At 43.4% G+C, this 20,173-nt stretch carries 19 protein-coding genes, 1 tRNA gene and 3 pseudogenes; 5 read left to right on the top strand and 18 right to left on the bottom strand.

What is annotated here, in order from left to right; genetic code table 11:
• Window positions 1–3: 3 nt before the first annotated feature.
• The 11 genes and pseudogenes from nqrE to nhaA all read right to left on the bottom strand — a co-directional run bounded on the left by nqrE (window position 4) and on the right by nhaA (window position 8,516).
• On the bottom strand, window positions 4–615 hold the full coding sequence (gene nqrE / locus A5N84_RS01205; protein ID WP_072280958.1) for an NADH:ubiquinone reductase (Na(+)-transporting) subunit E: 612 nt from the start codon (window positions 613–615) through the stop codon (window positions 4–6).
• An 11-nt stretch (window positions 616–626) separates the two neighbouring features.
• Complete coding sequence (locus tag A5N84_RS01200; RefSeq protein ID WP_072280957.1) at window positions 627–1,316, bottom strand: NADH:ubiquinone reductase (Na(+)-transporting) subunit D; 690 nt, start codon at window positions 1,314–1,316, stop codon at window positions 627–629.
• A gap of 23 nt (window positions 1,317–1,339) precedes the next feature.
• On the bottom strand, window positions 1,340–1,939 hold the full coding sequence (gene nqrC, locus A5N84_RS01195) for an NADH:ubiquinone reductase (Na(+)-transporting) subunit C (RefSeq protein ID WP_233119807.1): 600 nt from the start codon (window positions 1,937–1,939) through the stop codon (window positions 1,340–1,342).
• Window positions 1,911–2,147, bottom strand: a complete 237-nt coding sequence (locus tag A5N84_RS11245) for a hypothetical protein (RefSeq protein ID WP_233119806.1) — start codon at window positions 2,145–2,147, stop codon at window positions 1,911–1,913. The genes nqrC and A5N84_RS11245 overlap by 29 nt, the downstream gene beginning before the upstream one ends.
• Window positions 2,134–3,275 (bottom strand): annotated as a pseudogene (locus tag A5N84_RS01190) (NADH:ubiquinone reductase (Na(+)-transporting) subunit B). Before A5N84_RS01190 ends, A5N84_RS11245 begins: the two are co-directional and overlap by 14 nt.
• A 4-nt stretch (window positions 3,276–3,279) precedes the next feature.
• Window positions 3,280–4,614, bottom strand: a complete 1,335-nt coding sequence (locus A5N84_RS01185; RefSeq protein WP_072280956.1) for a Na(+)-translocating NADH-quinone reductase subunit A — start codon at window positions 4,612–4,614, stop codon at window positions 3,280–3,282.
• A gap of 49 nt (window positions 4,615–4,663) precedes the next feature.
• Window positions 4,664–4,748: transfer RNA gene (locus A5N84_RS01180), tRNA-Leu, on the bottom strand.
• Window positions 4,749–4,766: 18 nt separating this feature from the next.
• Window positions 4,767–5,204 carry a preprotein translocase subunit SecG gene (secG, locus tag A5N84_RS01175; RefSeq protein ID WP_233119831.1) on the bottom strand — a complete coding sequence of 146 codons (438 nt, stop codon included), beginning with the start codon at window positions 5,202–5,204 and terminating at the stop codon, window positions 4,767–4,769.
• Window positions 5,194–5,859 (bottom strand): triose-phosphate isomerase, encoded by a 666-nt coding sequence (gene tpiA, locus A5N84_RS01170; RefSeq protein WP_233119805.1) that lies wholly within the window; start codon window positions 5,857–5,859, stop codon window positions 5,194–5,196. The genes secG and tpiA overlap by 11 nt, the downstream gene beginning before the upstream one ends.
• Window positions 5,860–5,936: 77 nt before the next feature.
• A complete protein-coding gene (gene glmM / locus A5N84_RS01165; RefSeq protein WP_233119804.1) occupies window positions 5,937–7,214 on the bottom strand; it encodes a phosphoglucosamine mutase in 1,278 nt (425 codons plus the stop codon).
• Window positions 7,201–8,516, bottom strand: a pseudogene (gene nhaA / locus A5N84_RS01160) (Na+/H+ antiporter NhaA). Before nhaA ends, glmM begins: the two are co-directional and overlap by 14 nt.
• Before the next feature lie 260 nt (window positions 8,517–8,776).
• Here nhaA and dapD point away from each other — a divergent pair.
• The gene (gene dapD, locus A5N84_RS01155; protein ID WP_143324781.1) at window positions 8,777–9,595 is read left to right on the top strand and encodes a 2,3,4,5-tetrahydropyridine-2,6-dicarboxylate N-succinyltransferase; all 819 of its coding nucleotides are present in this window, start codon (window positions 8,777–8,779) and stop codon (window positions 9,593–9,595) included.
• A gap of 14 nt (window positions 9,596–9,609) precedes the next feature.
• On the top strand, window positions 9,610–10,275 hold the full coding sequence (locus A5N84_RS01150; RefSeq protein ID WP_072280953.1) for a 7-cyano-7-deazaguanine/7-aminomethyl-7-deazaguanine transporter: 666 nt from the start codon (window positions 9,610–9,612) through the stop codon (window positions 10,273–10,275).
• Window positions 10,276–10,286: 11 nt separating this feature from the next.
• On the opposite strand, the gene A5N84_RS01145 is transcribed toward A5N84_RS01150, so the two are convergent.
• The 3 genes from A5N84_RS01145 to radC form a co-directional block, all read right to left on the bottom strand.
• On the bottom strand, window positions 10,287–11,537 hold the full coding sequence (locus tag A5N84_RS01145) for a phosphate regulon sensor protein PhoR (protein WP_072280952.1): 1,251 nt from the start codon (window positions 11,535–11,537) through the stop codon (window positions 10,287–10,289).
• Entirely contained in the window at window positions 11,537–12,349 is an 813-nt protein-coding gene (locus A5N84_RS01140) for a response regulator (RefSeq protein ID WP_072280951.1), read from the bottom strand. Before A5N84_RS01140 ends, A5N84_RS01145 begins: the two co-directional genes overlap by 1 nt.
• A gap of 92 nt (window positions 12,350–12,441) precedes the next feature.
• Window positions 12,442–13,113 carry a RadC family protein gene (gene radC / locus A5N84_RS01135; protein WP_072280950.1) on the bottom strand — a complete coding sequence of 224 codons (672 nt, stop codon included), beginning with the start codon at window positions 13,111–13,113 and terminating at the stop codon, window positions 12,442–12,444.
• Between the two features lie 56 nt (window positions 13,114–13,169).
• On the opposite strand from radC, the pseudogene coaBC reads away from it, so the two are divergent.
• From coaBC to argB, 3 genes and pseudogenes are all read left to right on the top strand, one after another.
• Window positions 13,170–14,380 (top strand): annotated as a pseudogene (gene coaBC, locus A5N84_RS13170) (bifunctional phosphopantothenoylcysteine decarboxylase/phosphopantothenate--cysteine ligase CoaBC).
• The gene (gene dut, locus A5N84_RS01125; protein WP_072280949.1) at window positions 14,358–14,816 is read left to right on the top strand and encodes a dUTP diphosphatase; all 459 of its coding nucleotides are present in this window, start codon (window positions 14,358–14,360) and stop codon (window positions 14,814–14,816) included. Before coaBC ends, dut begins: the two are co-directional and overlap by 23 nt.
• The gene (gene argB, locus A5N84_RS01120; protein ID WP_072280948.1) at window positions 14,816–15,595 is read left to right on the top strand and encodes an acetylglutamate kinase; all 780 of its coding nucleotides are present in this window, start codon (window positions 14,816–14,818) and stop codon (window positions 15,593–15,595) included. The genes dut and argB overlap by 1 nt, the downstream gene beginning before the upstream one ends.
• Before the next feature lie 132 nt (window positions 15,596–15,727).
• Here the strand turns inward: argB and A5N84_RS01115 are convergent, their stop codons facing one another.
• The 4 genes from A5N84_RS01115 to ileS form a co-directional block, all read right to left on the bottom strand.
• A complete protein-coding gene (locus A5N84_RS01115) occupies window positions 15,728–16,738 on the bottom strand; it encodes an asparaginase domain-containing protein (protein WP_158008607.1) in 1,011 nt (336 codons plus the stop codon).
• Complete coding sequence (locus A5N84_RS12995) at window positions 16,731–17,006, bottom strand: signal peptidase II (RefSeq protein WP_332882098.1); 276 nt, start codon at window positions 17,004–17,006, stop codon at window positions 16,731–16,733. Before A5N84_RS12995 ends, A5N84_RS01115 begins: the two co-directional genes overlap by 8 nt.
• A 4-nt stretch (window positions 17,007–17,010) precedes the next feature.
• Window positions 17,011–17,283, bottom strand: a complete 273-nt coding sequence (locus A5N84_RS12990) for a signal peptidase II (protein ID WP_143324767.1) — start codon at window positions 17,281–17,283, stop codon at window positions 17,011–17,013.
• Window positions 17,284–17,394: 111 nt separating this feature from the next.
• On the bottom strand, window positions 17,395–20,169 hold the full coding sequence (gene ileS / locus A5N84_RS01105) for an isoleucine--tRNA ligase (RefSeq protein WP_072280946.1): 2,775 nt from the start codon (window positions 20,167–20,169) through the stop codon (window positions 17,395–17,397).
• Between the last annotated feature and the right edge of the window lie 4 nt (window positions 20,170–20,173).

Below are 20,173 nucleotides of genomic sequence, written 5' to 3'. Positions count from 1 at the left end.
CCTTTACAATTGGATACCAGAGAAAGACATAAAGCCGATTGCCATAAGTCCAGCCGAAATAAACACAATGCCAAGCCCTTCTAATCCTTTTGGCACATCAGCATAGCGCAACTTTTCGCGCACGCCAGCAAGCAAAACAATTGCCAGTGCCCAGCCTGCGCCACTACCCACACCATAGACTACTGATTCAGGAAAATTATAATTACGCTCAACCATAAATAATGAACCCCCTAAAATCGCACAATTTACTGTGATTAAAGGCAGGAATATTCCCAACGCTGCATATAGCGCTGGAACATATTTATCCAAGAACATCTCAAGAATTTGCACCAAAGCAGCGATAACGCCAATATAAGCAATCAATCCTAAAAAACTAATATTAACGTCAATTCCCAAGTTTTGCCAAAGCGCTGCGTTAGGCTTGAGCAAGAACTGATACAACAAATTATTAACGGGAACTGTAATGGTTTGCACGATAACAACAGCCAAACCCAAACCAATTGCTGTGCCGATTTTCTTTGATACCGCTAAAAAAGTACACATTCCAAGGAAAAACGATAATGCCATATTTTCAATGAAAATAGAGCGCACCAATAAACTTAAATAATGTTCCATTGCTTTAACTCCTATGAATGCGCAGGATGCCCGCCAACCAATGGCTTAGCGGCTTTAGCTTCAGTGAATTCAGGCTTTTCTACTTGCTGTGGCTTCCAAGTACGCAATGCCCAAATCAATAGTCCGATAATAAAAAATGCACTCGGAGGCAAAACCATCATGCCATTAGGGACATACCAACCACCCTCTTTAACCGCAGGTAAAACTGATAATCCAAACCAAGTTCCTGAGCCTAAAATTTCACGAATGGTTCCAACACTCATTAGCAAAGCGCTATAACCCAAGCCGTTACCAATACCATCTAAAAAGCTAGGCAATGGGTCATTTGTCATTGCAAAGGCTTCTAATCGCCCCATGACAATACAGTTAGTAATAATCAAGCCGACAAAAACAGAAAGTTGTTTTGATAGCTCAAAAGCAAATGCTTTTAATAATTGGTCTACCAAAATAACCAAAGACGCTACCACTGTCATTTGCACAATGATACGAATATTATTGGGGATATGATGGCGAATTAAACTCACAAATAAATTAGAAAATCCTGTTACAGTAGTTAATGCCAACGACATTAACAAAGCTGTTTTCATACTCCCAGTTACAGCAAGCGCTGAACAAATGCCTAAAACCTGCAATCCAATTGGATTATTATCAAAAATTGGTGTAAACAGAATTCTTTTATAATCAATCTTTGCCTTACTCATTTTATTACCTCATATCCAATAAATTAAACGCCTTTAGCATTTTTTAGTTCTTCTACTGTGATTTCACCTTCTTGTAGCTTTTTAATGAATTTTCCATAGCCTTGTTCGCCAAGCCAAAAATTCATCAAACTTTGCACGCCACGACTGGTTAAAGTCGCCCCTGCAATCGCATCGACCTCATTACTACGCTCACTATTAGCATTTTTAGCCACAACCACTTCTGGATGACCGTTATCATCATAAGGCTCTAATCCTTCCCATTTTTTCTGCCAGTTAGGATTGGTAATTTCCGCACCTAAACCAGGCGTTTCACCATGGGAATAAAAAGTAATCCCACTAATTTCAACAGTATCCTCTAATGTTAAGGCTGTAAAACCATACATGGTTGACCACAAACCATAGCCTTGAATGGGCAAAATCACGCGCTTAATCTCATCATTTTCAATCAATAAATACACTGAACCTTTATCCGCGCGGCGTTTAATGCTCGCAGGGTCATTATCTAGCGCCTTGCTTTCTTGTGGATTATTTGCTGCCAAATACATATCGTAAGTCTTAGCATCTACTGATGTATCTAATTCACCTGTTTGGAAATCAACAACCGTAGGGGTGATTTTTTTCATAACGCTCATCAATCGCCTGAGTAGATAATTTTTCCTCACTATCAACTAGATTTGCTGCACGTAAAATATTAATACGCTTTTCATCAAGAGAATTTTGTTGTTGTTTTGCACGTAATCCAATGGCTGTAACAGATACCACTAATGAACAAACCAAACAAACAATAGCGGCAAACTTAAATACCTGAAATTTAGAATTATTGGCTGACATGTGTTCTCACCTTACGACGCTTGATGTTCGCATTCATAACAAAATAATCAATAATTGGCGCAAATAAGTTAGCAAATAAAATCGCTAACATAATCCCTTCGGGAAAAGCAGGATTAACCACACGAATTAAAATCGTCATCACTCCAACTAAGAATCCGAAAATATAGCGTCCTAAATTAGTTACTGAAGCAGTTACTGGGTCAGTAGCCATAAAAATAGCGCCAAATGCAAAACCGCCTAAGACAAAATGCCACCAAAACGGCATAGCAAACATTTGATTCGTTTCACTACCAACCAAATTAAAAATAATAGACATCACCGCACCGCCTGCAAAAACGCCAGCAATGATGCGCCAAGAAGCAACGCCTGTTCCTACAATAATTAACATCCCAATTAAAATTGCAAAAGTAGAGACCTCGCCAATAGAACCCGGAACATTACCCCAGAAAGCATCCCACCAACTCCAGTGCTCTATAACGCCATTCATTCCATCAGTGTAGGCTTGTGATAAAGGCGTTGCACCAGAATAACCATCAACAGCAACCCATGGTTTATCACCAGAAATATCGCTTGGATAGGAAAAATATAAAAAGGCACGCGCGGTTAATGCTGGATTAACAAAATTGCGCCCTGTGCCACCGAAAATTTCTTTACCAATAACCACCCCAAACGAAATACCCAAAGCCACTTGCCAAAGTGGAATGGTCGCTGGAACAATTAAAGAGAATAGAATGGAGGTAACAAAAAATCCTTCGCTAATTTCATGTTTTCGAATCAGCGAAAATAAAACTTCCCAAAACCCCCCACAATAAAAGTAACTATATAGATAGGCAAATGAAGTTTTGCCCCAAACCAGAGATTTTCAAATAAATTTCTTTCAACACCTGAGGCAAGCGCTGCATTGCTACCGGTGAAGTACCAGCCAAAAAACATTGCTGGAAATACTGCTGCCCACACAATAATCATCACTCGTTTAAAATCAATAGCATCCCGAACATGTGTCGGACGTGCTGTAGCAAAATTTGGGCTATAAAAAATAGTCGCACCCGCTTCATAAAGCGGATAGAAATATTCAAGCTTACCGCCTTTTTCAAAATGCGGCGCTAATTTATCAAAAAAAGATTTCATTCCCTTAACCTTCCTGTTCAATCAATGTAAGGTTTTCACGCAAAATAGCGCCAAAATCATGTTTACCTGGATCTACATAAGTTAGCAACGCAATATCTTCCTCAACTAACTCTAAAGCACCTAACTGGACTGCCGCCTCAGTATCCTTTACAACTAATGCTTTAAGCAGTAGCGCTGGCAAAATATCTAGCGGCATCACTGTTTCATAAACACCAAACGGCAAAATAGGGCGTGGCGAGCCTTGCAAAGCGGTTGTAAAAGGTAGTTTTTCTCCCAAAAATTTCCCTAAATAAGCATTAGTTTTTGAAAAAACAGTTTTTCCAGGGCGCATAAATTCTAAAAATACACTTTCACCACCCTCAGGAAGAACAAAAATTTGCTGGTCGTATTGACCTAAATAAGCAGTATCCTCAAATGCTTGTCTTCCAGAAAAAACAGAACCAGAAATTAAACGTTGTTTTCCTTCATGCAAATTTCCTTGCACTAATTCTTCTAAGGAAGCGCCTCGAGTGGTTTTGATAATTTTAGGCTCTTTCAAACCTGGACCAACCAAGGCAACAAGACGCTCATTATCAATAGTCCCTTCGCGGAAAAGCTGTCCAAATGCCAACAAATCTTGCAAGCCAATATGCCAAACAATTTTGTCTAAACTCACAGGTTCTAAGAAATGAATATGCGTCCCTACCAAACCAGCAGGATGCACGCCTGAAAAAGATTGCAATTTAACACGACTAACATCAGATTGCGGCAACTGTGCTTGAGGTTTATGGCAGATATAAATATTGCCATCAGTGAGCTTTTCTAGCACTTTTAGTCCTAGCAAATAATCATTCTCACGCCCTTCTAAAGCAATTAACGGATCAAGTGCTAATGGATTACTATCCATGGTATTTACAAAAATGGCAAAAGGCTTACCATCAAGCTTAACCAAACGATCAAAAGGACGCGCGCGCAAAGCAGTCCATAAGCCACTTTCAACCAAACGATTTACAACATCCTCTCGTGCGATTGTCTTAACTTTTAAAGGCTCAAAAGTAATACTCTCTTCACCTTCAGGTTTAATAATTACTGAAAGCAAACGACGGCGCTCTCCTCGTGCAATAGATTGCACCACACCAGAAACCGGCGCACAAACAAAAACACCCGCTGTTTTTTTATCCTCAAAAAGCGGTTGTCCTTTTTTAACTTTCTCGCCTTCTTGTACCATCATAGTAGGCTTTAGTCCGATAAAATCATCACCTAAAACTGCTACCGTTTTTGTTGGAGATACCTTGTGAACCGTATGATTGTTGAGCCCACCCTGAATTGGGAGCTCAATGCCTTTTTTAATCGATATCATGCTTTAATACCTTTACCTCAGACGGATAATTGTCTTAATTATTGATTATTGGTGCCGACGGCGAGACTCGAACTCGCACGACTTTCGCCACTACCCCCTCAAGATAGCGTGTCTACCAATTCCACCACGTCGGCAATTGACTTTATGCATTCCTACTGAGCGACTGCTGCATTAGGAATATCGGTACGTGAAGCAGGTTGCGTATTATCCGCGCTTGTCTGCGGTACGTCAACTGTTGCTTCTATTTTTTGGGTTTCTAATTCAGTTTGATTTAAAATTGTTTGGTGTGTCAATGATTTATTTTGCAAATATCCTAAACCCAATGCACTAATAAAAAACACAATTGCTAAAAATCTAGTCACTTTATATAGAAAAGAACCCGCACCACGTGCACCAAATACGGTCGAAGAGGCGCCTCCAAAGGAGGAACCCATGCCACCGCTTTTTGCTTGCTGTAACAAAATAATAATAGCAAGTGCAATGGAAACTACTAAAAATATAATTTGCGCAATCATTACTGTCATGAAATAGCCTCGATAATTCCTTGAAATGATTGAATTTCTAGCGATGCGCCACCAACTAAAAACCATCAATATCTTCTCCTGAAAATAATTGACTTGCATTATCAGCTTTAACGCTACCGCCGTATAAAATACGTATTGAAGGGGCGATAGTAGCATATTTTTCTTTCAACATGTTGCGGATTTTTGCATGCACTGTTTGTGCGTATTTAAGGGTTGCGGTATTACCTGTACCAATTGCCCAGACAGGCTCATAAGCAATCACACTTTGTTCATCTAACAAACCGGCTTCTATAATTGGGTCAAGCTGGCGTTTAAGCGCTTCGTCTGTTTGTTGATTTTCATACTCTTCTAAAGATTCACCAATACAATAAATTGCTTTTAGGCCTTGCTTTTTTAATTGCTTACATTTTTCAACCAATAATGCTTCATCTTCTTGGTGATAGCTTCTTCTTTCTGAATGCCCAAGAATAACGTATTCACATCCCACTTCCTGAAGCATTTCTGCTGAGAGTTCACCTGTATAAGCACCTTTCTCATGCGCACTGACATCTTGCGCGGCTAAGGCAGATAGTCCCAACTGTTTTGCTTTTACTAAATAAATGCTGGGTAATCCCCAGATAACTTGCGCAGAGCGTGTATTCCACGACTGTTTAGCAAAAGATTCTAGCAATTGTATATTGCCATTCATTTTCCAGTTTGCTGCTACAATTGGTGTACGCATTTAATTCTCCTTTAAAATACTAGATACTATTTTTTTAACAACTTCATGAACTTGCTCTTCATCACCACCTTCTGCCATCACACGAATTTTGGCTCTGTACCAGATGGGCGCACTAGTACTCTACCGTTATCGCCTAATATTGAAAGCGATTCTTTGAGTGCTTGTTGTACGCCTTGTGCCTGCATTACTGTTTCTTGATTACTTACACGAACGCTTTTAACAACTTGTGTTGCCATAGTTAAATCTTTAATCAATTCATTAATGCTTTGATTCATTTCCAAGATAGCGGCTACTACTTGTAATGCTGCGATAATGCCATCGCCAGTTGAATTGCGGTCTAAGCAAATAATATGTCCAGAGTTCTCGCCCCCTATGCAGGCATTAATTTGTTGCATTTTTTCTAGCACATAGCGGTCGCCAACTTTTGTGCGATGCAATCGAATGTCCATTTTGGCAAATGACTGTTCCAAACCAATATTGGTCATTTGTGTGCCTACAATATCTTGCAACTTATCTCCTTTAAAAGCGCGATATTTAGCAATCACGTATAAAATAACATCTCCATCTAGCACGCGCCCGTTGCTATCGACTAAAATTAAGCGATCACCATCTCCATCAAAGGCAATGCCCAAATCTGCCTGCTCTTCGCGCACTTTCCTTTGTAGTGATTCAGGGCGCGTTGAGCCTGCTCCAGCGTTAATATTACAACCATTGGGTTCGGCATTAATCACAACTACTTTTGCGCCTAATTCTTTAAATACTTCAGGTGCGATAGCATACGTCGCGCCGTTAGCACAATCTACTACGATTTTTAAGCGCAAAAATGGCAATCCTAGCGGAATTGAGTTTTTACAAAATTCAATATAGCGTCCACGTGCTTCAGGTATGCGATACGCCTTACCCAGCTCCGCTGAAGGCACCATTTTCATTGGTTTTTGTAAGTAGCGCTCAATTTCTTGCTCCATTTCATCAGGCAATTTAAAGCCACCGCGCGCAAATACTTTCACACCATTATCACTAAATGGATTATGCGATGCGCTAATGACTATGCCTGCCGCAGCTTGAAATGTACGGGTAAAATAAGCAATTGCTGGCGTGGGCATTACACCTAATAAATGCGCATCCATTCCCGCAGCTGATAATCCAGCAACGACTGCATTTTCAAATAAATAGCCTGAAATGCGCGTATCTTTGCCAATAATTACCTTTTCACCAGCATAACCATAATCATTTAAAATCCGTCCAACCGCCCATGCTAATTGCATGACCCATTGTGGGGTCATAGGCAATTCACCTACCGCCCCTCTTACCCCATCAGTGCCAAAAAATTGTCGCGAAGGTTTAGAGGGCTGCATGAAGCTCCTCCTCTTTTACGCGTGTAAAGAAGCGCAACCAAATATAACCCAGCACACTTGCAAATAAAGAGGCAATCAAAATTGCAATTTTCGCATCTCCTAGTAGATGCGCCTGATTGGTATAGGCTAGTTCGGCGATAAAAATTGACATGGTAAAACCAATGCCTGCCAGTAGCCCAATCCCAATAATATGTCTAAAGCTAACCCCTAAAGGCAGATTTGCCAATCCTGTAAATACACACAATCCAACGGCTAACGTAACTCCAATTAATTTCCCTAAAACTAAGCCCAACACCACACCAAGAGAAACTGGATGATGCACTAAATCAACCAAATTATCTAAATTCACGCTTACACCAGCATTAAAAAAGGCAAAAACTGGAATAATGAAGAAATAAACAGGAGCCTGCAAACCATGCTCCATACGTTGCAAAGGTGTTTGAGCCTTATTAACTCCAACAGAAAGCGTATGCAAAACCCCCGTCAAGCGTTCAGAAGTTAGGAAATCTGCTTCACTAACACGGTAAAGGTCAAATTTATCCAATAACTTACGTGCATCACGCGAAAATTCCTTCGGGTTATACACAGAATTCACTGGCGTCGCTAACGCCCCTAATACGCCAGCAATCGTTGCATGTACGCCAGAACTTAGCATAAACACCCATAAAACTATCGATAATACAAAAAATAACCACAAAGCACGCACCCCAGCGCCATTAAGCGCAAGAAGTAATAAAAATATAATCGCCACACCAAAAAGTGCTGTCAAATTAATAGATTCTGTGTAAAAAATCGCAATAACCATGACCGCGCCCAAGTCATCAACAATCGCTAAAGCCACCAAAATCGTCATCAATGCTGCAGGCACACGCTTACCCAGCATAATCATAATTGCAATGGCGAAGGCAATATCGGTTGCCATAGGAATCCCCAACCACCAATTCCCTCACCACCATAATTAATCCATGCAAAAACTAACGCCGGAACAACCATTCCACCAATAGCAGCGCAAATTGGCAACATAGCCTGACGGACAGACGACAGCTCACCCACCATAATCTCATGCTTAATCTCAAGCCCTACTAAATAAAAGAAAATTGCCATCAAAGCATCATTAATCCAATGGTGCAGTGTCATATCAATGGCGAAATCCCCAAATGAAAATCGCACATGCTCATGCAATAGTTCTTGATAGGCTTCATTAAAAGGTGAATTTGCAATTACCAACGCCGCAATTGTACAAATAATGAGCAAAATACCACTACTAGTTGAATTGCTTACAAATTTCTCAAAAGGCGTCATTAATCTGCCAAACGTTCTTTCCCAAGAATTCGCATCTTCACTAGTATATTTTTTTCTTTGAAACGGTTTTGCCATATTCACCTCATAGAATAAAAGTACCTAGATGATACGCAGTTTTATTCACGCTATCAATGAAAACTAAATATCGCGAATTTTTGATAAAAATTATTTAAGCTAAATAACGTTATTTTAGAGCTTATAGAACAACGCCATCGTCAATGCGCACTTAAAAGATTATAATGTCGATTTTTTTGGAGCGTATCATGTCCATCGAATCTTATATTGAAGAATGCTTTACAAAGCGCCAAGACCTCACCCCACAAACAGCTGATAAAAAACTTATTCAAACTCTTGAGGATATTTTCCAACAATTAGAAAGTGGTCAGTTGCGCGTGGCACAACCTAGCGAAAATGGTTGGGTTGTCAATGAATGGGTAAAAAAAGCCGTTTTATTATCTTTTCGCACGCAAAATAATCGCTTAATAGAACACGGCTACACCAATTATTTTGATAAAGTCGACAGCCATTTTGCCAAATACGATGAACATGATTTTGCACGCGAAGGCATACGCGTTGTCCCACCAGCCGTTGCGCGTCGTGGCAGTTATATTGGCAAAAACACCATCCTCATGCCCTCCTATGTCAATATTGGTGCTTATGTTGACGAAGGCACTATGGTAGATACTTGGGCAACTGTTGGTTCATGCGCACAAATTGGCAAAAATGTTCATTTATCAGGTGGTGTAGGCATTGGCGGTGTGCTCGAACCTCTACAGGCCTCCCCTACCATTATTGAGGATAACTGCTTTATTGGCGCGCGTTCAGAAATTGTTGAAGGCGTCATTGTTGAGAAAGGCGCAGTGATTTCTATGGGCGTCTTTATTGGGCAAAGCACCAAAATTTATAATCGTGAAACAGGCGAAATCACTCAAGGACGTGTGCCTGCAGGCGCTGTTGTAGTCCCTGGTAGTCTGCCTGCAAAAGATGGTTCACACAGTCTATCTTGTGCGGTCATCATCAAACAAGTTGATGAAAAAACACGCCAAAAAACCAGTATCAACGACTTATTGCGCGCTTAATTTTAGGAGCTATCATGTTTTATTTTACAGACCAACAAAAACAAAAAGCTCTCATCTGGTTAGCTTTTTGGCATATCCTTATTATTGCGCTTAGTAATTTTCTTGTACAATTTCCATTTAACTTTTTTGGTCTAGATTCTACTTGGGGAGCGCTAAGCTTCCCTTTTATCTTTTTAACCACTGATCTAACCGTTAGAATCTTTGGCGCCCCATTAGCAAGAAAAATTATTTTCTGCGTTATGTTTCCTGCATTGGCTTTGTCTTATCTGATTTCCATTGCTTTTTACAACAATTTATTTAAAAACCCAGAGGCACTATTACAAGTTGACTGGTTTGTAGCACGCATTGCGCTTGCTAGTTTTTGTGCTTATTTATTTGGACAACTATTAGATATTAAGGTCTTTGACAGACTGCGCGCTAAAGCTCGCTGGTGGATTGCCCCAACCGCTTCAACCATTCTCGGCAATGCACTTGATACTTTAATATTCTTCTTTATCGCTTTTTGGCAAAGTAATGATGCGTTTATGGCAGAAAATTGGTTCCAAATCGGTTTGTTAGATTATGGATTTAAACTCTTTTTTAGCTTGGTGCTATTTTTACCCTTTTACGGCATTTTGCTTAAAACACTCATCCACAAACTCACCGACCTTGGTTTAAAAGACTACCCAGTAGCGCACTAATCCTACAACAATTAATCTAACGAACTAACACGCGCCATCGGAAAGCATAACGCAAACACACTCCCCTCACCTAAAATAGATTGAATGTGTAGCGTTCCGCCATGTAATTTCATGGCATGTTTTACGATGGACAACCCCAATCCACTACCGACAACATTCTCTTTCGCTACGCGATAAAATCGTTCAGTAATGCGTGCAAGATGGTTAGGCGCAATCCCTATTCCCCTATCTCTTACCGCAATACACAATGCGCCATCTTTAAGCGTCGCTGAAATCAACAATACACCATGGCTATGTGCATGCAACCAAGCATTTTCTAGCAATTGCCAAAGCATCTGATACAACAACTGCCTATCAGCCGTTAACCTCACCTCTGCCACTTCTAAAATCTCAAGTTTTATCCCCGCATGCGCTGAAAATGCTACGCTCAACTCTTGTAAAAACGCCCCAACCGCCACACTATCTTGTGCCAAAACCTGCTGCTTATTTTCTAAACGCGCCAATAACAGCATATCCTCAATCAAAGCCTGCACCTGCGCCACAGGTCGTTTGATGTCTTCTATTTTTACCATGCAATTTTGAGGGGACATTTCTTCTAACAACGCTGTAATTTTCATCAAAGGAGAGCTCAGCTCATAAGAAGCATTCGCGATAAAAGCCTGACGTTTTTGATTCAGCAACATTAGCTCACTCACATCACGCGCCATCACCAATACATTGCCTTTTGACAAAAAAACCCGTGTCATCTGCAAAAAAACCAACTCGGGATAATAGCGCTCAATAACAATAGATTTTTGCATAGAATTTTGCCAAAAAGCAGAAAAATCCTCATTTCGAATCAAATAATTAAGATTAGTGCCCACATCCAAATGGGGTTTTAGTCCAAAAACTTTTTCTGCCGCCTTATTAAAATTTACAATGACGCCTGCCTCATCAGTCACCATAGCAGCCTCAGGCATTGCCTGCGCCAACTCACGAAATTTAGATAATAATTCCTGAGATTTTCGCTTTCGCTTACGCGCCTGCTTGCGCCGCTTCATTAATAGAGAAACCACATCATTGAGTGGCTTATTCAAATCAGGCGGATTATTTTTAGCGCCCTGATTCATCCATTTTAGCAATTGATATTGCTGAAAATTCTGCCAGAAAAGCAATCCTAATAGTGCAATAATCAAACCCCATAATGCCTGTCCGAAAACCTCTCCTACCAATATTCCAAACACCACCACCGCGATAAAAGAGGCAATTGCACGTTTATCCATTAGTTCAACACATTCACAATCACCGCAATCGCCGCCACCACAAACGACACCGCCGCAATAGCAATAGACAAATTCACCCGCTTCTCAGCGCTTGTCAACTTACGCTGCAAAAAAGCCACATCACGCTCAGCAGAATGATTGACCTCTAAGCGCTGATCTTTCGTCATTTCATTCTCTAATTTAGTGATTTTCTTCTCTGCCATTTCAAGGCGATAAACCAACTGCTCCAACTGCCCTTGCAAGAACTCATTTGCGGCGTTATTGGCATTTGTATTGGGCTCAGAGGCGCTCGATTGCTTAGCTGGCGCAGCTGTGGCAACGCTTGCTTCACGTACAGGTTTTGGCTCACTCATCACAGCCATTTGCACTGGCTCCCCAATAGCCACTGGTTTCTCCTCATTCATACTTAAAGTAACGCGCTCAAAATTCTCAGGCTGAGGTTTAGTGCGTTTAGACAACACTTCAATTAAATGGTCAACTCGACTATTCTCCGCAGGCTTTGGCAAATAACCACTAGCCCCTCCCTCACGCGCTTTTGTTCTCGCAGCTTCTGAAGTATCCCCAGAGTACATTACAACGGGAATTGATTTGGTTCTTTCATTATTTTTTAAAATAGTTAACCCTTCAAAGCCATCAATTTTAGGCATCATCACATCTAAAAAAATAACATCGGGCAAACTATTGTACTCAAGCCAAAGAAGCGCCTCTTCCACGCCCTCAGACTCAACTACATTAATATCGTGCTTAGAAATCAACCGTTTAAGCGTTAGACGCGCCAAACGCGAATCATCCACAATCAGAGCTGTTTTCACATCTTCTCCCTAAAATATTTGCTCAATAGCGAAAAAAGCGCCATCTTAACATAGACAGAAAAGACAAAGTATTGCCTTTAGCAGATTTAGCGCTATTTATCCCATCCACCCATTTCTCTCATCGACACCACCGCATTATCCGCCACAATAAAATGGTCTAACAAACGCACCTCAATCAACGCCAGCGCCTGCTCAATTTGCGTTGTTGCCTGCTTATCTTCCAAAGAAACAGCGGTTGAATGTGCAGGATGGTTATGCACCAAAATCACCGCTGCCGCCTTATAGCGCAACACATCACTTAAAATCCTTCGCATCGGAACTTCCACCATCGCCACCTCTCCTAACATCAACCATTCAAAAGCCAAATAGCGGTGTTGTTGGTCTAAAAGCAACATACCAAACTGCTCTACCGCCAAGCCTTTAAAATTCATCAATAAAAAATCTTTTACTGTTTCTGATGAAGTAAACACCCATTCTGATTTTTTTAATTCTGCCTCCACAAAGCGTGCCGCCATTTCCTTGACCGCCAAAATCTCCGTAATTTTTGCCTGCCCCAAGCCTTTAATCCCACTCAAATGCTCATAATCACTCACCAGCAACCCAACCAACCCCCCACGCACCGCCAAAATCTCCTGCGCCAGTTGTAATACCGATTTTCCAGCCAATCCTGTTTTTAATAAAATCGCCAACAACTCATAATCTGCCAACGCCTTCGCACCATATTTAAGCAACCGCTCACGCGGCATTGATTCATCCTTAGACATTTTTTGCCAACACCTCTTTTAAAAAGATAGAATACCCATTTTATTTTACAGCCAATATGTCCAACATTCTTATTGCCATTAGTGGCAGCATCGCCGCTTACAAAATCCCGCTCTTAATTCGCCAGCTCACCCAAAATGGCGACCGTGTTCGCTGCGTCCTTACCGCCTCAGCGCACGCCTTTATCACCCCCACCACTTTACAAGCGCTTAGTGGCGAAATCGTTCGCAGCGAACTTTTCAACGATGCCCACGAAGCCGCGATGGGACATATAGAACTGGCAAAATGGGCAGACGCGCTTCTCATTGCGCCTGCCACCGCCAATCTTATTGCCAAACTCGCTCATGGCATTGCTGATGATCTTATCAGCACCCTTTATCTTGCCACACCAGCTCCAGTACTCATCGCTCCTGCCATGAACCAGCAAATGTGGCAACACTCTGCCACCCAAGCCAACCTCCAAACCTTAGAACAACGCCCCAATCATCACATTCTTCCCGTTGGATATGGTCAACAAGCCTGCAAAGATATTGGTGCAGGGCGCCTTCTTGAAATCGAAGAAATCTACACCCATCTGCAACACACCCTCCATCCATCTAATAACTATCTCAACAATCTCACCATCGCCATCACAGCAGGCCCAACTCGCGAAGCCATTGATCCCGTCCGCTACATCAGCAATCACAGCTCTGGGAAAATGGCTATGCTCTTGCGCAAGCTGCGCAACAACACGGCGCCAACGTCCTCTTAATCACTGGTCCAACCGCCCTTCCTCCCCCAGCCAACGTTCACACCATTCATGTAACCAGCGCCTTAGAAATGCACCAAGCCGTTGAACAAACCCAATGCGATATCTTTATTGGCACTGCCGCGGTTAGCGACTACCGCCCCGCCCAGCCAAGCAAGCAGAAACAGAAAAAAACCCTCCATGGCATGCCAGAGATAACCCTTATTGAAAACCCTGATATCATTGCCAGCGTTGCCAATCGTACCCACAATCGCCCCTTTGTCGTAGGCTTTGCGGCTGAAACCGAACACCTCATCCCCTATGCCCAAGCCAAACTCAAACAAAAAAACCTTGATATCATTATTGCCAACAACGTCAGCGACAATATTTTTAATGCCGAGGACAACCAAGTTACCCTCATCACCGCAAACGAACAACATTCCCTAGCGCGACAAAACAAACAACAACTCGCCCATCACCTACTACATTACATTTTTAATCAATACAAAGGACAACAACATGACCCCCACACTACAACTTAAAATCCTTGACCCTCGCCTAAATCAAAGCATCGCCCTACCCACCTACGCCACTGATGGTAGTGCCGCCATGGATTTGCGCGCTGTTTTTACAGGCGACAGCCTAACCCTCAACCCTAACGAAACCGCTCTAATCGGCACAGGCATCGCCATCTATCTTGAAAATCCCAACTATGCCGCCTACATCCTCCCCCGCTCAGGACTGGGACACAAAGGACTCATCCTCGGCAACAGCATCGGACTAATTGACAGCGACTACCAAGGCGAACTCAAAATTTCCTGCTGGAACCGCGCTCAAACACCTCATACCATTACCCTAGGCGAACGCATTGCCCAGCTCATCATCACCCCCATCATCCGCCCAACCCTAGAAATTGTCGAAGAATTTAATCACAGCCAACGCGGCAGCGGCGGCTTTGGACACACAGGACAACACTAATGAACAGCCCTTTAAGCGTTATCAAATACGGTGGCAACGCCATAGAAGACCACCGCCTCCTCCCACAATTTGCCCAAGCAATTGCACAACTTCGCCAACAAGGACACCGCATTGTTATCGTCCACGGCGGAGGGCCTCAAATCAACTATTGGCTAGATAAAACCAACATTACCAGCCATTTTATTGATGGACAGCGGGTAACCGACACAGACACCCTAGAAATCGTTGAAATGGCACTTTGTGCGCAAGTCAATAAAGCCCTCGTGCGCGCCTGCCTATCCCAAGGACTTAACGCCGTAGGCATTAGCGGACAAGATGCACACCTCATCCGCGCCAAGCGCCAACCCAAACTTCAACACGTTGGCAGCATCGAAGACATCCAACCCGACCTCATCCACCACCTCCTAGAGCATCACTACCTCCCCATCATTGCCCCCATTGGACTCGACAACGACCAACAAATACTCAACATCAACGCCGATTTTAGTGCCGCCCACATCGCCTGCGCCCTAAACGCCCAACATTTTATTCTCATGACCAACGTTGATGGACTGCTCAACCAACAAAAACAACGCATTAAAAGCCTTCACCTTAATCAAATCGACTCCCTTATCGCCGACCGCACCATATCAGGAGGCATGATTCCTAAAATCCGTTGCGCCAGCCTTGCTGCACAAAACGGCGCACGCGTCCACATCTTAAACGGCACACAGCCCCACAACCTATTAACCGCCTACAGCAATCCCGAACAACTCGGCACCCAAATCCTCAACCCCTAACCAAAAAAAGCGCCTAAAATGGCGCTTTCTCATTGTTTATACCCACCGCTAAAACTCCCCCATCTCTTAACTTACTAACAGTCTCTCATCGCAGCGCTTAGGTTTAATCCGTAAAACCATATACCTGCGCTATCATTTTCCAGCATTGTGCAAAATACGATTATAGTGCGCCACCCAATCCGCCACCTCCTGCGCCTGCCAATTAAACGCACAAGCAAAATAAGCTAACACATACGCCAACTCATAATGCATCAAACCGCCCTCTATTCCACCCAACGCCCCAACGCCTGTAGCATATACATTCTGTTGCGTATACCCTTGAAAACACTGCGTACAATGCAACACCAACCCACCACGCGCCAATAATTTCGCCATCCCCTGTTGCAAATCTTCCCGCTGAGGCACATTCCCCACCCCATAACTACACAACACCACCGCCTGCACAGACTCAGAAAAACAAGCGCTAATCACCGCCTCAGGCATACTTGGCGTAATATGACACAGCGCCACCGCCCCCTGTCCAACCGTAGACAAACACCGCTCCTTCCCCAACGCTAAGCGAGGCATTCGCACCATCGCCTTTGCAAATAGCGCATAAGTCTCCCCCCAAATAGGCGCATTAGGCGTTGCAAAAGCTCTATCATCTTGTGCATGCACCTTGCGCACCGCATAAGGATTAAGCAACAAACCGCCAAAATACACCGCAACTTGCTGAAAATCCGCCCTTTGCGCATAAGCAATCGCTCCTAAAACATTCTCCAAAGCATCACTATCCTCTGACACAAAAGTGCGTTGCGCGCCCGTTATCACCAGCGCACACCCCCTCCCCTCAAACCATAACGCCAATACCGCCGCGCTATACGCTAGCGTATCCGTTCCATGCAATAACACCAACGCCGAATAGCTCTTTGCGTAGTCCTCCAACGCCTCAATCATCGCCTGCCAATCACCCACACCAGCATTTGAGCTATCAATTAAAGACGCCAGCGCCACCACTTCCACCCCTTGCACTCCATGCTCAACCAACGCCTGTTGCAATACGCCCACAAACCCCTCATCAGGACGATAGCCCAATTCAGAATCCACCATCCCAATCGTGCCACCTGCATACACCACCAACACCTTCTTTGATGGCTTACTCACCTTGAGCCTCCGCCTGCTTTTTATCCTGCAAAAATAAATGCACAAACAAACAACCCACCCCCAAAGTAATCGCCACATCCGCCACATTAAAAACAGGCCAATACCAATCCTGATAATGCCACTGAATAAAATCAATAACATATGCTGGGCTAGGATTATCCACATGCCCAATCATCGCTCCCAATGCACTCTCATCTAATAACCCCGAGCGGTCTAGCGCATTGCCCAGCGCCCCCCAACAATAAAGGCATAAGCCAAAAACTCCCAACGCTCTAAGGCAAAACAATAAGCGCGATATAATAAAAACAGCGTAACCGCCAAAGCAAAGCCCATAAAAAACCAACGTTGTATCCCCCATAGCGTGCCAATATCCCAAACGCCGCGCCAGGATTAAACGTCAAATAAAAATTCATAAAATCATTCACCACAATCTTTTCATACGCTAAGCGCACCAACGCCCATTGTTTAGTTAAATAATCCGCCACCACCCATAACAGCGCCACACCCATTAACGCCATAGCCTGCTGAGTACCTTTCTTATTCACCTTAAATTCTCCTGCCTTAATACCAAAAGAAAACCAGCGCCTTACACCCGCCTCAAAACTTTCTAAGAGCAGATTAGCGCTGGTTCAATCCCTTACCATTTCTATACGCGCTTAAATATAACGTCGCACTTCTCCAGCACCTGCCACATTCTCCACACAGCGCCCACACAAATCAGGGTAAACCGCATTTTCGCCCACATCCTCAACATGATGCCAACAGCGCTCACATTTAGGCGCTTTTGATGCTTGAACCACAATTTGCGTTTGCGCCCCTTGCTCCAAAGTTAATTTGGAGACAATGAAAGCAAAGCGCAACTCCGCTTCTAAAGGTTTTAACAACGCATACACAGCAGGCTCAACAGACAACCGAATCTCAGCCGCCAACGACCCACCAATCTCGCTGGCTTGTCGCGCCTTCTCAAGCTGATGATTCACCTCATCCCGCAAACGCATGACCGTCTGCCAAGTCTCCTCGCTAACGTCCTCTGCTTCTAAATCAAATAAACCATCATAAAACGTTGTTAAAAATACTGATTCTTCCCGCTCTCCTGGCATAACCTGCCAAATTTCTTCCGCAGTGAACGACAAAATCGGCGCAATCCAGCGCACCAACGCCTCTAAAATATGATAAATCGCTGTTTGCGCCGAACGACGCGCGCGATTATCAGTGGCAATCGTATACTGCCTATCTTTAATCACATCCAAATAAAATCCACCTAACGTTACCGAGCAATAATTAAATAATTGCTGATAAATCAAATGGAACTCATAATCCACATATGCCTGTTGCAACGCCTGTTGCAAACGATAAGCGCTGGCAATCGCATAGCGGTCTAACGCTACCATCTCTTGAGGCGCCAACAAATCTTTTTTCGGGTCAAAATCATGCAAATTGGCCAGCAAAAAGCGCGCTGTATTACGAATACGACGATAGGCATCCGCACGTTGTTTTAAGATATTGTCTGATAAACGAATTTCTGCACTATAGTCCGCTGATGCCACCCACAGCCGCAATACATCTGCCCCCATCTGCTTAATCACCTTCTGTGGCTCAACCACATTCCCCACCGATTTACTCATTTTGTGCCCATTTTCATCAACGGTAAACCCATGAGTTAACAAAGCTTTATAAGGTGGTCGCCCATCAATGGCGCTTCCAGTGAGCAAAGACGAATGAAACCAACCCCGATGCTGGTCAGAGCCTTCCAAATACAAATCCGCAGGATAGCTTAATTCCTCACGCGCGCGAATCACTGCATAATGCGTAACGCCCGAATCAAACCACACATCCAGCACATCATTAAGTTTTTCATACAATGGCACCTCATCTGCTGGCAACAACACCTCCAGCGGTAAAGTAAACCAAGCCTCAATCCCTTCTTGCTCAATAATATCCGCCACTTTACGCATGATTTCTGCATTATTAGGATGCAACGCCCCACTTTCTTTATGCACAACAAAACACAGCGGAACCCCCCAAAAACGCTGACGCGAAATACACCAATCAGGACGATTCTCAATCATACTGGTCAAACGCGCCTGCCCCCATTGCGGTGTAAATTTCACCTCTTTTAAGCCTTCTAACGCTGTTTTTCGCAAATCCGCTTTTTCCATCGAAATAAACCATTGCGTAGTCGCACGAAAAATCGTCGGCGTTTTATGACGCCAGCAATGCGGATAACTATGCTCAATCTTACTCACACAACGCAAGCGCCCCAATTCAAACAATGCTTTAACCACAACCTCATTTGCAGCAAATACCTGCATTCCCCCCACCAACGGCGTATCCTGAATAAAAGTCCCATTACTCAATACTGGATTAATCAACTCCAGTCCATAAACCTTACACACCTCATAGTCTTCCACCCCGTGCGCTGGAGCAGTATGCACACAGCCCGTGCCTTGTTCCAAAGTTACATGCTCACCATTAATCATTAGCGATTCACGCTCAATAAAAGGATGTCGCAACCGCACCCTATCCAGCTGAGCGCCTTTCACCCGCGCCAACTCACGCCAAGAATCAATCTCCCATTTTTGTTGCAACGACTCAAGCAAATCCGCTGCCACAACCACGCCTCTATCGCCTTCTTGCATCAAAACATAATCAAATTCAGGATGCACACTCACCGCCACATTAGCTGGCAAAGTCCATGGTGTTGTCGTCCAAATGACCACATCAATCCCAGTTAAACGCTCTACCTGAACCCCAAAAATAGCGCCAAGCGCAGTTTTATCACAAGCCTCAAACGCCACATCAATTGAAAAAGACGTTTTATCTTGATATTCAATCTCCGCCTCAGCAAGCGAAGAACGACAATCCAAACACCAATGCACAGGTTTAAACCCATCCACCACATGCCCATTTGCAACAATATCTGCTAAAGCGCGCACAATGCCCGCCTCAACTTTTGGGTCCATCGTCAAATACGGTTTATCCCAATAACCAAACACCCCCAAGCGGATAAAATCCTCTTTCTGCAACGCCACTTGAGAACTTGCAAACGCACGACACTGCGCACGAAACTCCGCTTCAGAAATTTTTACTCCTGGCTTACCAAATTTTTGCTCAACTTTCTGCTCAATCGGCAACCCATGGCAATCCCAACCTGGTACATAAGGACTATTAAATCCCAATAAATGGCGTGATTTAATAATGATATCTTTCAAAATTTTATTCAGCGCATGCCCAACATGAATCATGCCATTGGCATAGGGTGGGCCATCGTGTAATAAAAACATTGGCTTATCAGCAAATTGTGCGCGTTGCTTGGCATAAATATCTTTTTCTTGCCAAAACGCCAGCATTTCTGGCTCACGTTGCGGTAAATTCCCACGCATAGGAAATGCCGTCTGCGGTAGGTTTAAAGTATGTTTATAATCAGCCATAGTG

The sequence above is a fragment of the Rappaport israeli genome, assembly GCF_001888055.1.
GTDB lineage: Bacteria > Pseudomonadota > Gammaproteobacteria > Cardiobacteriales > Cardiobacteriaceae > Rappaport > Rappaport israeli.
This window is presented reverse-complemented; position numbering and strand designations above follow the sequence as displayed.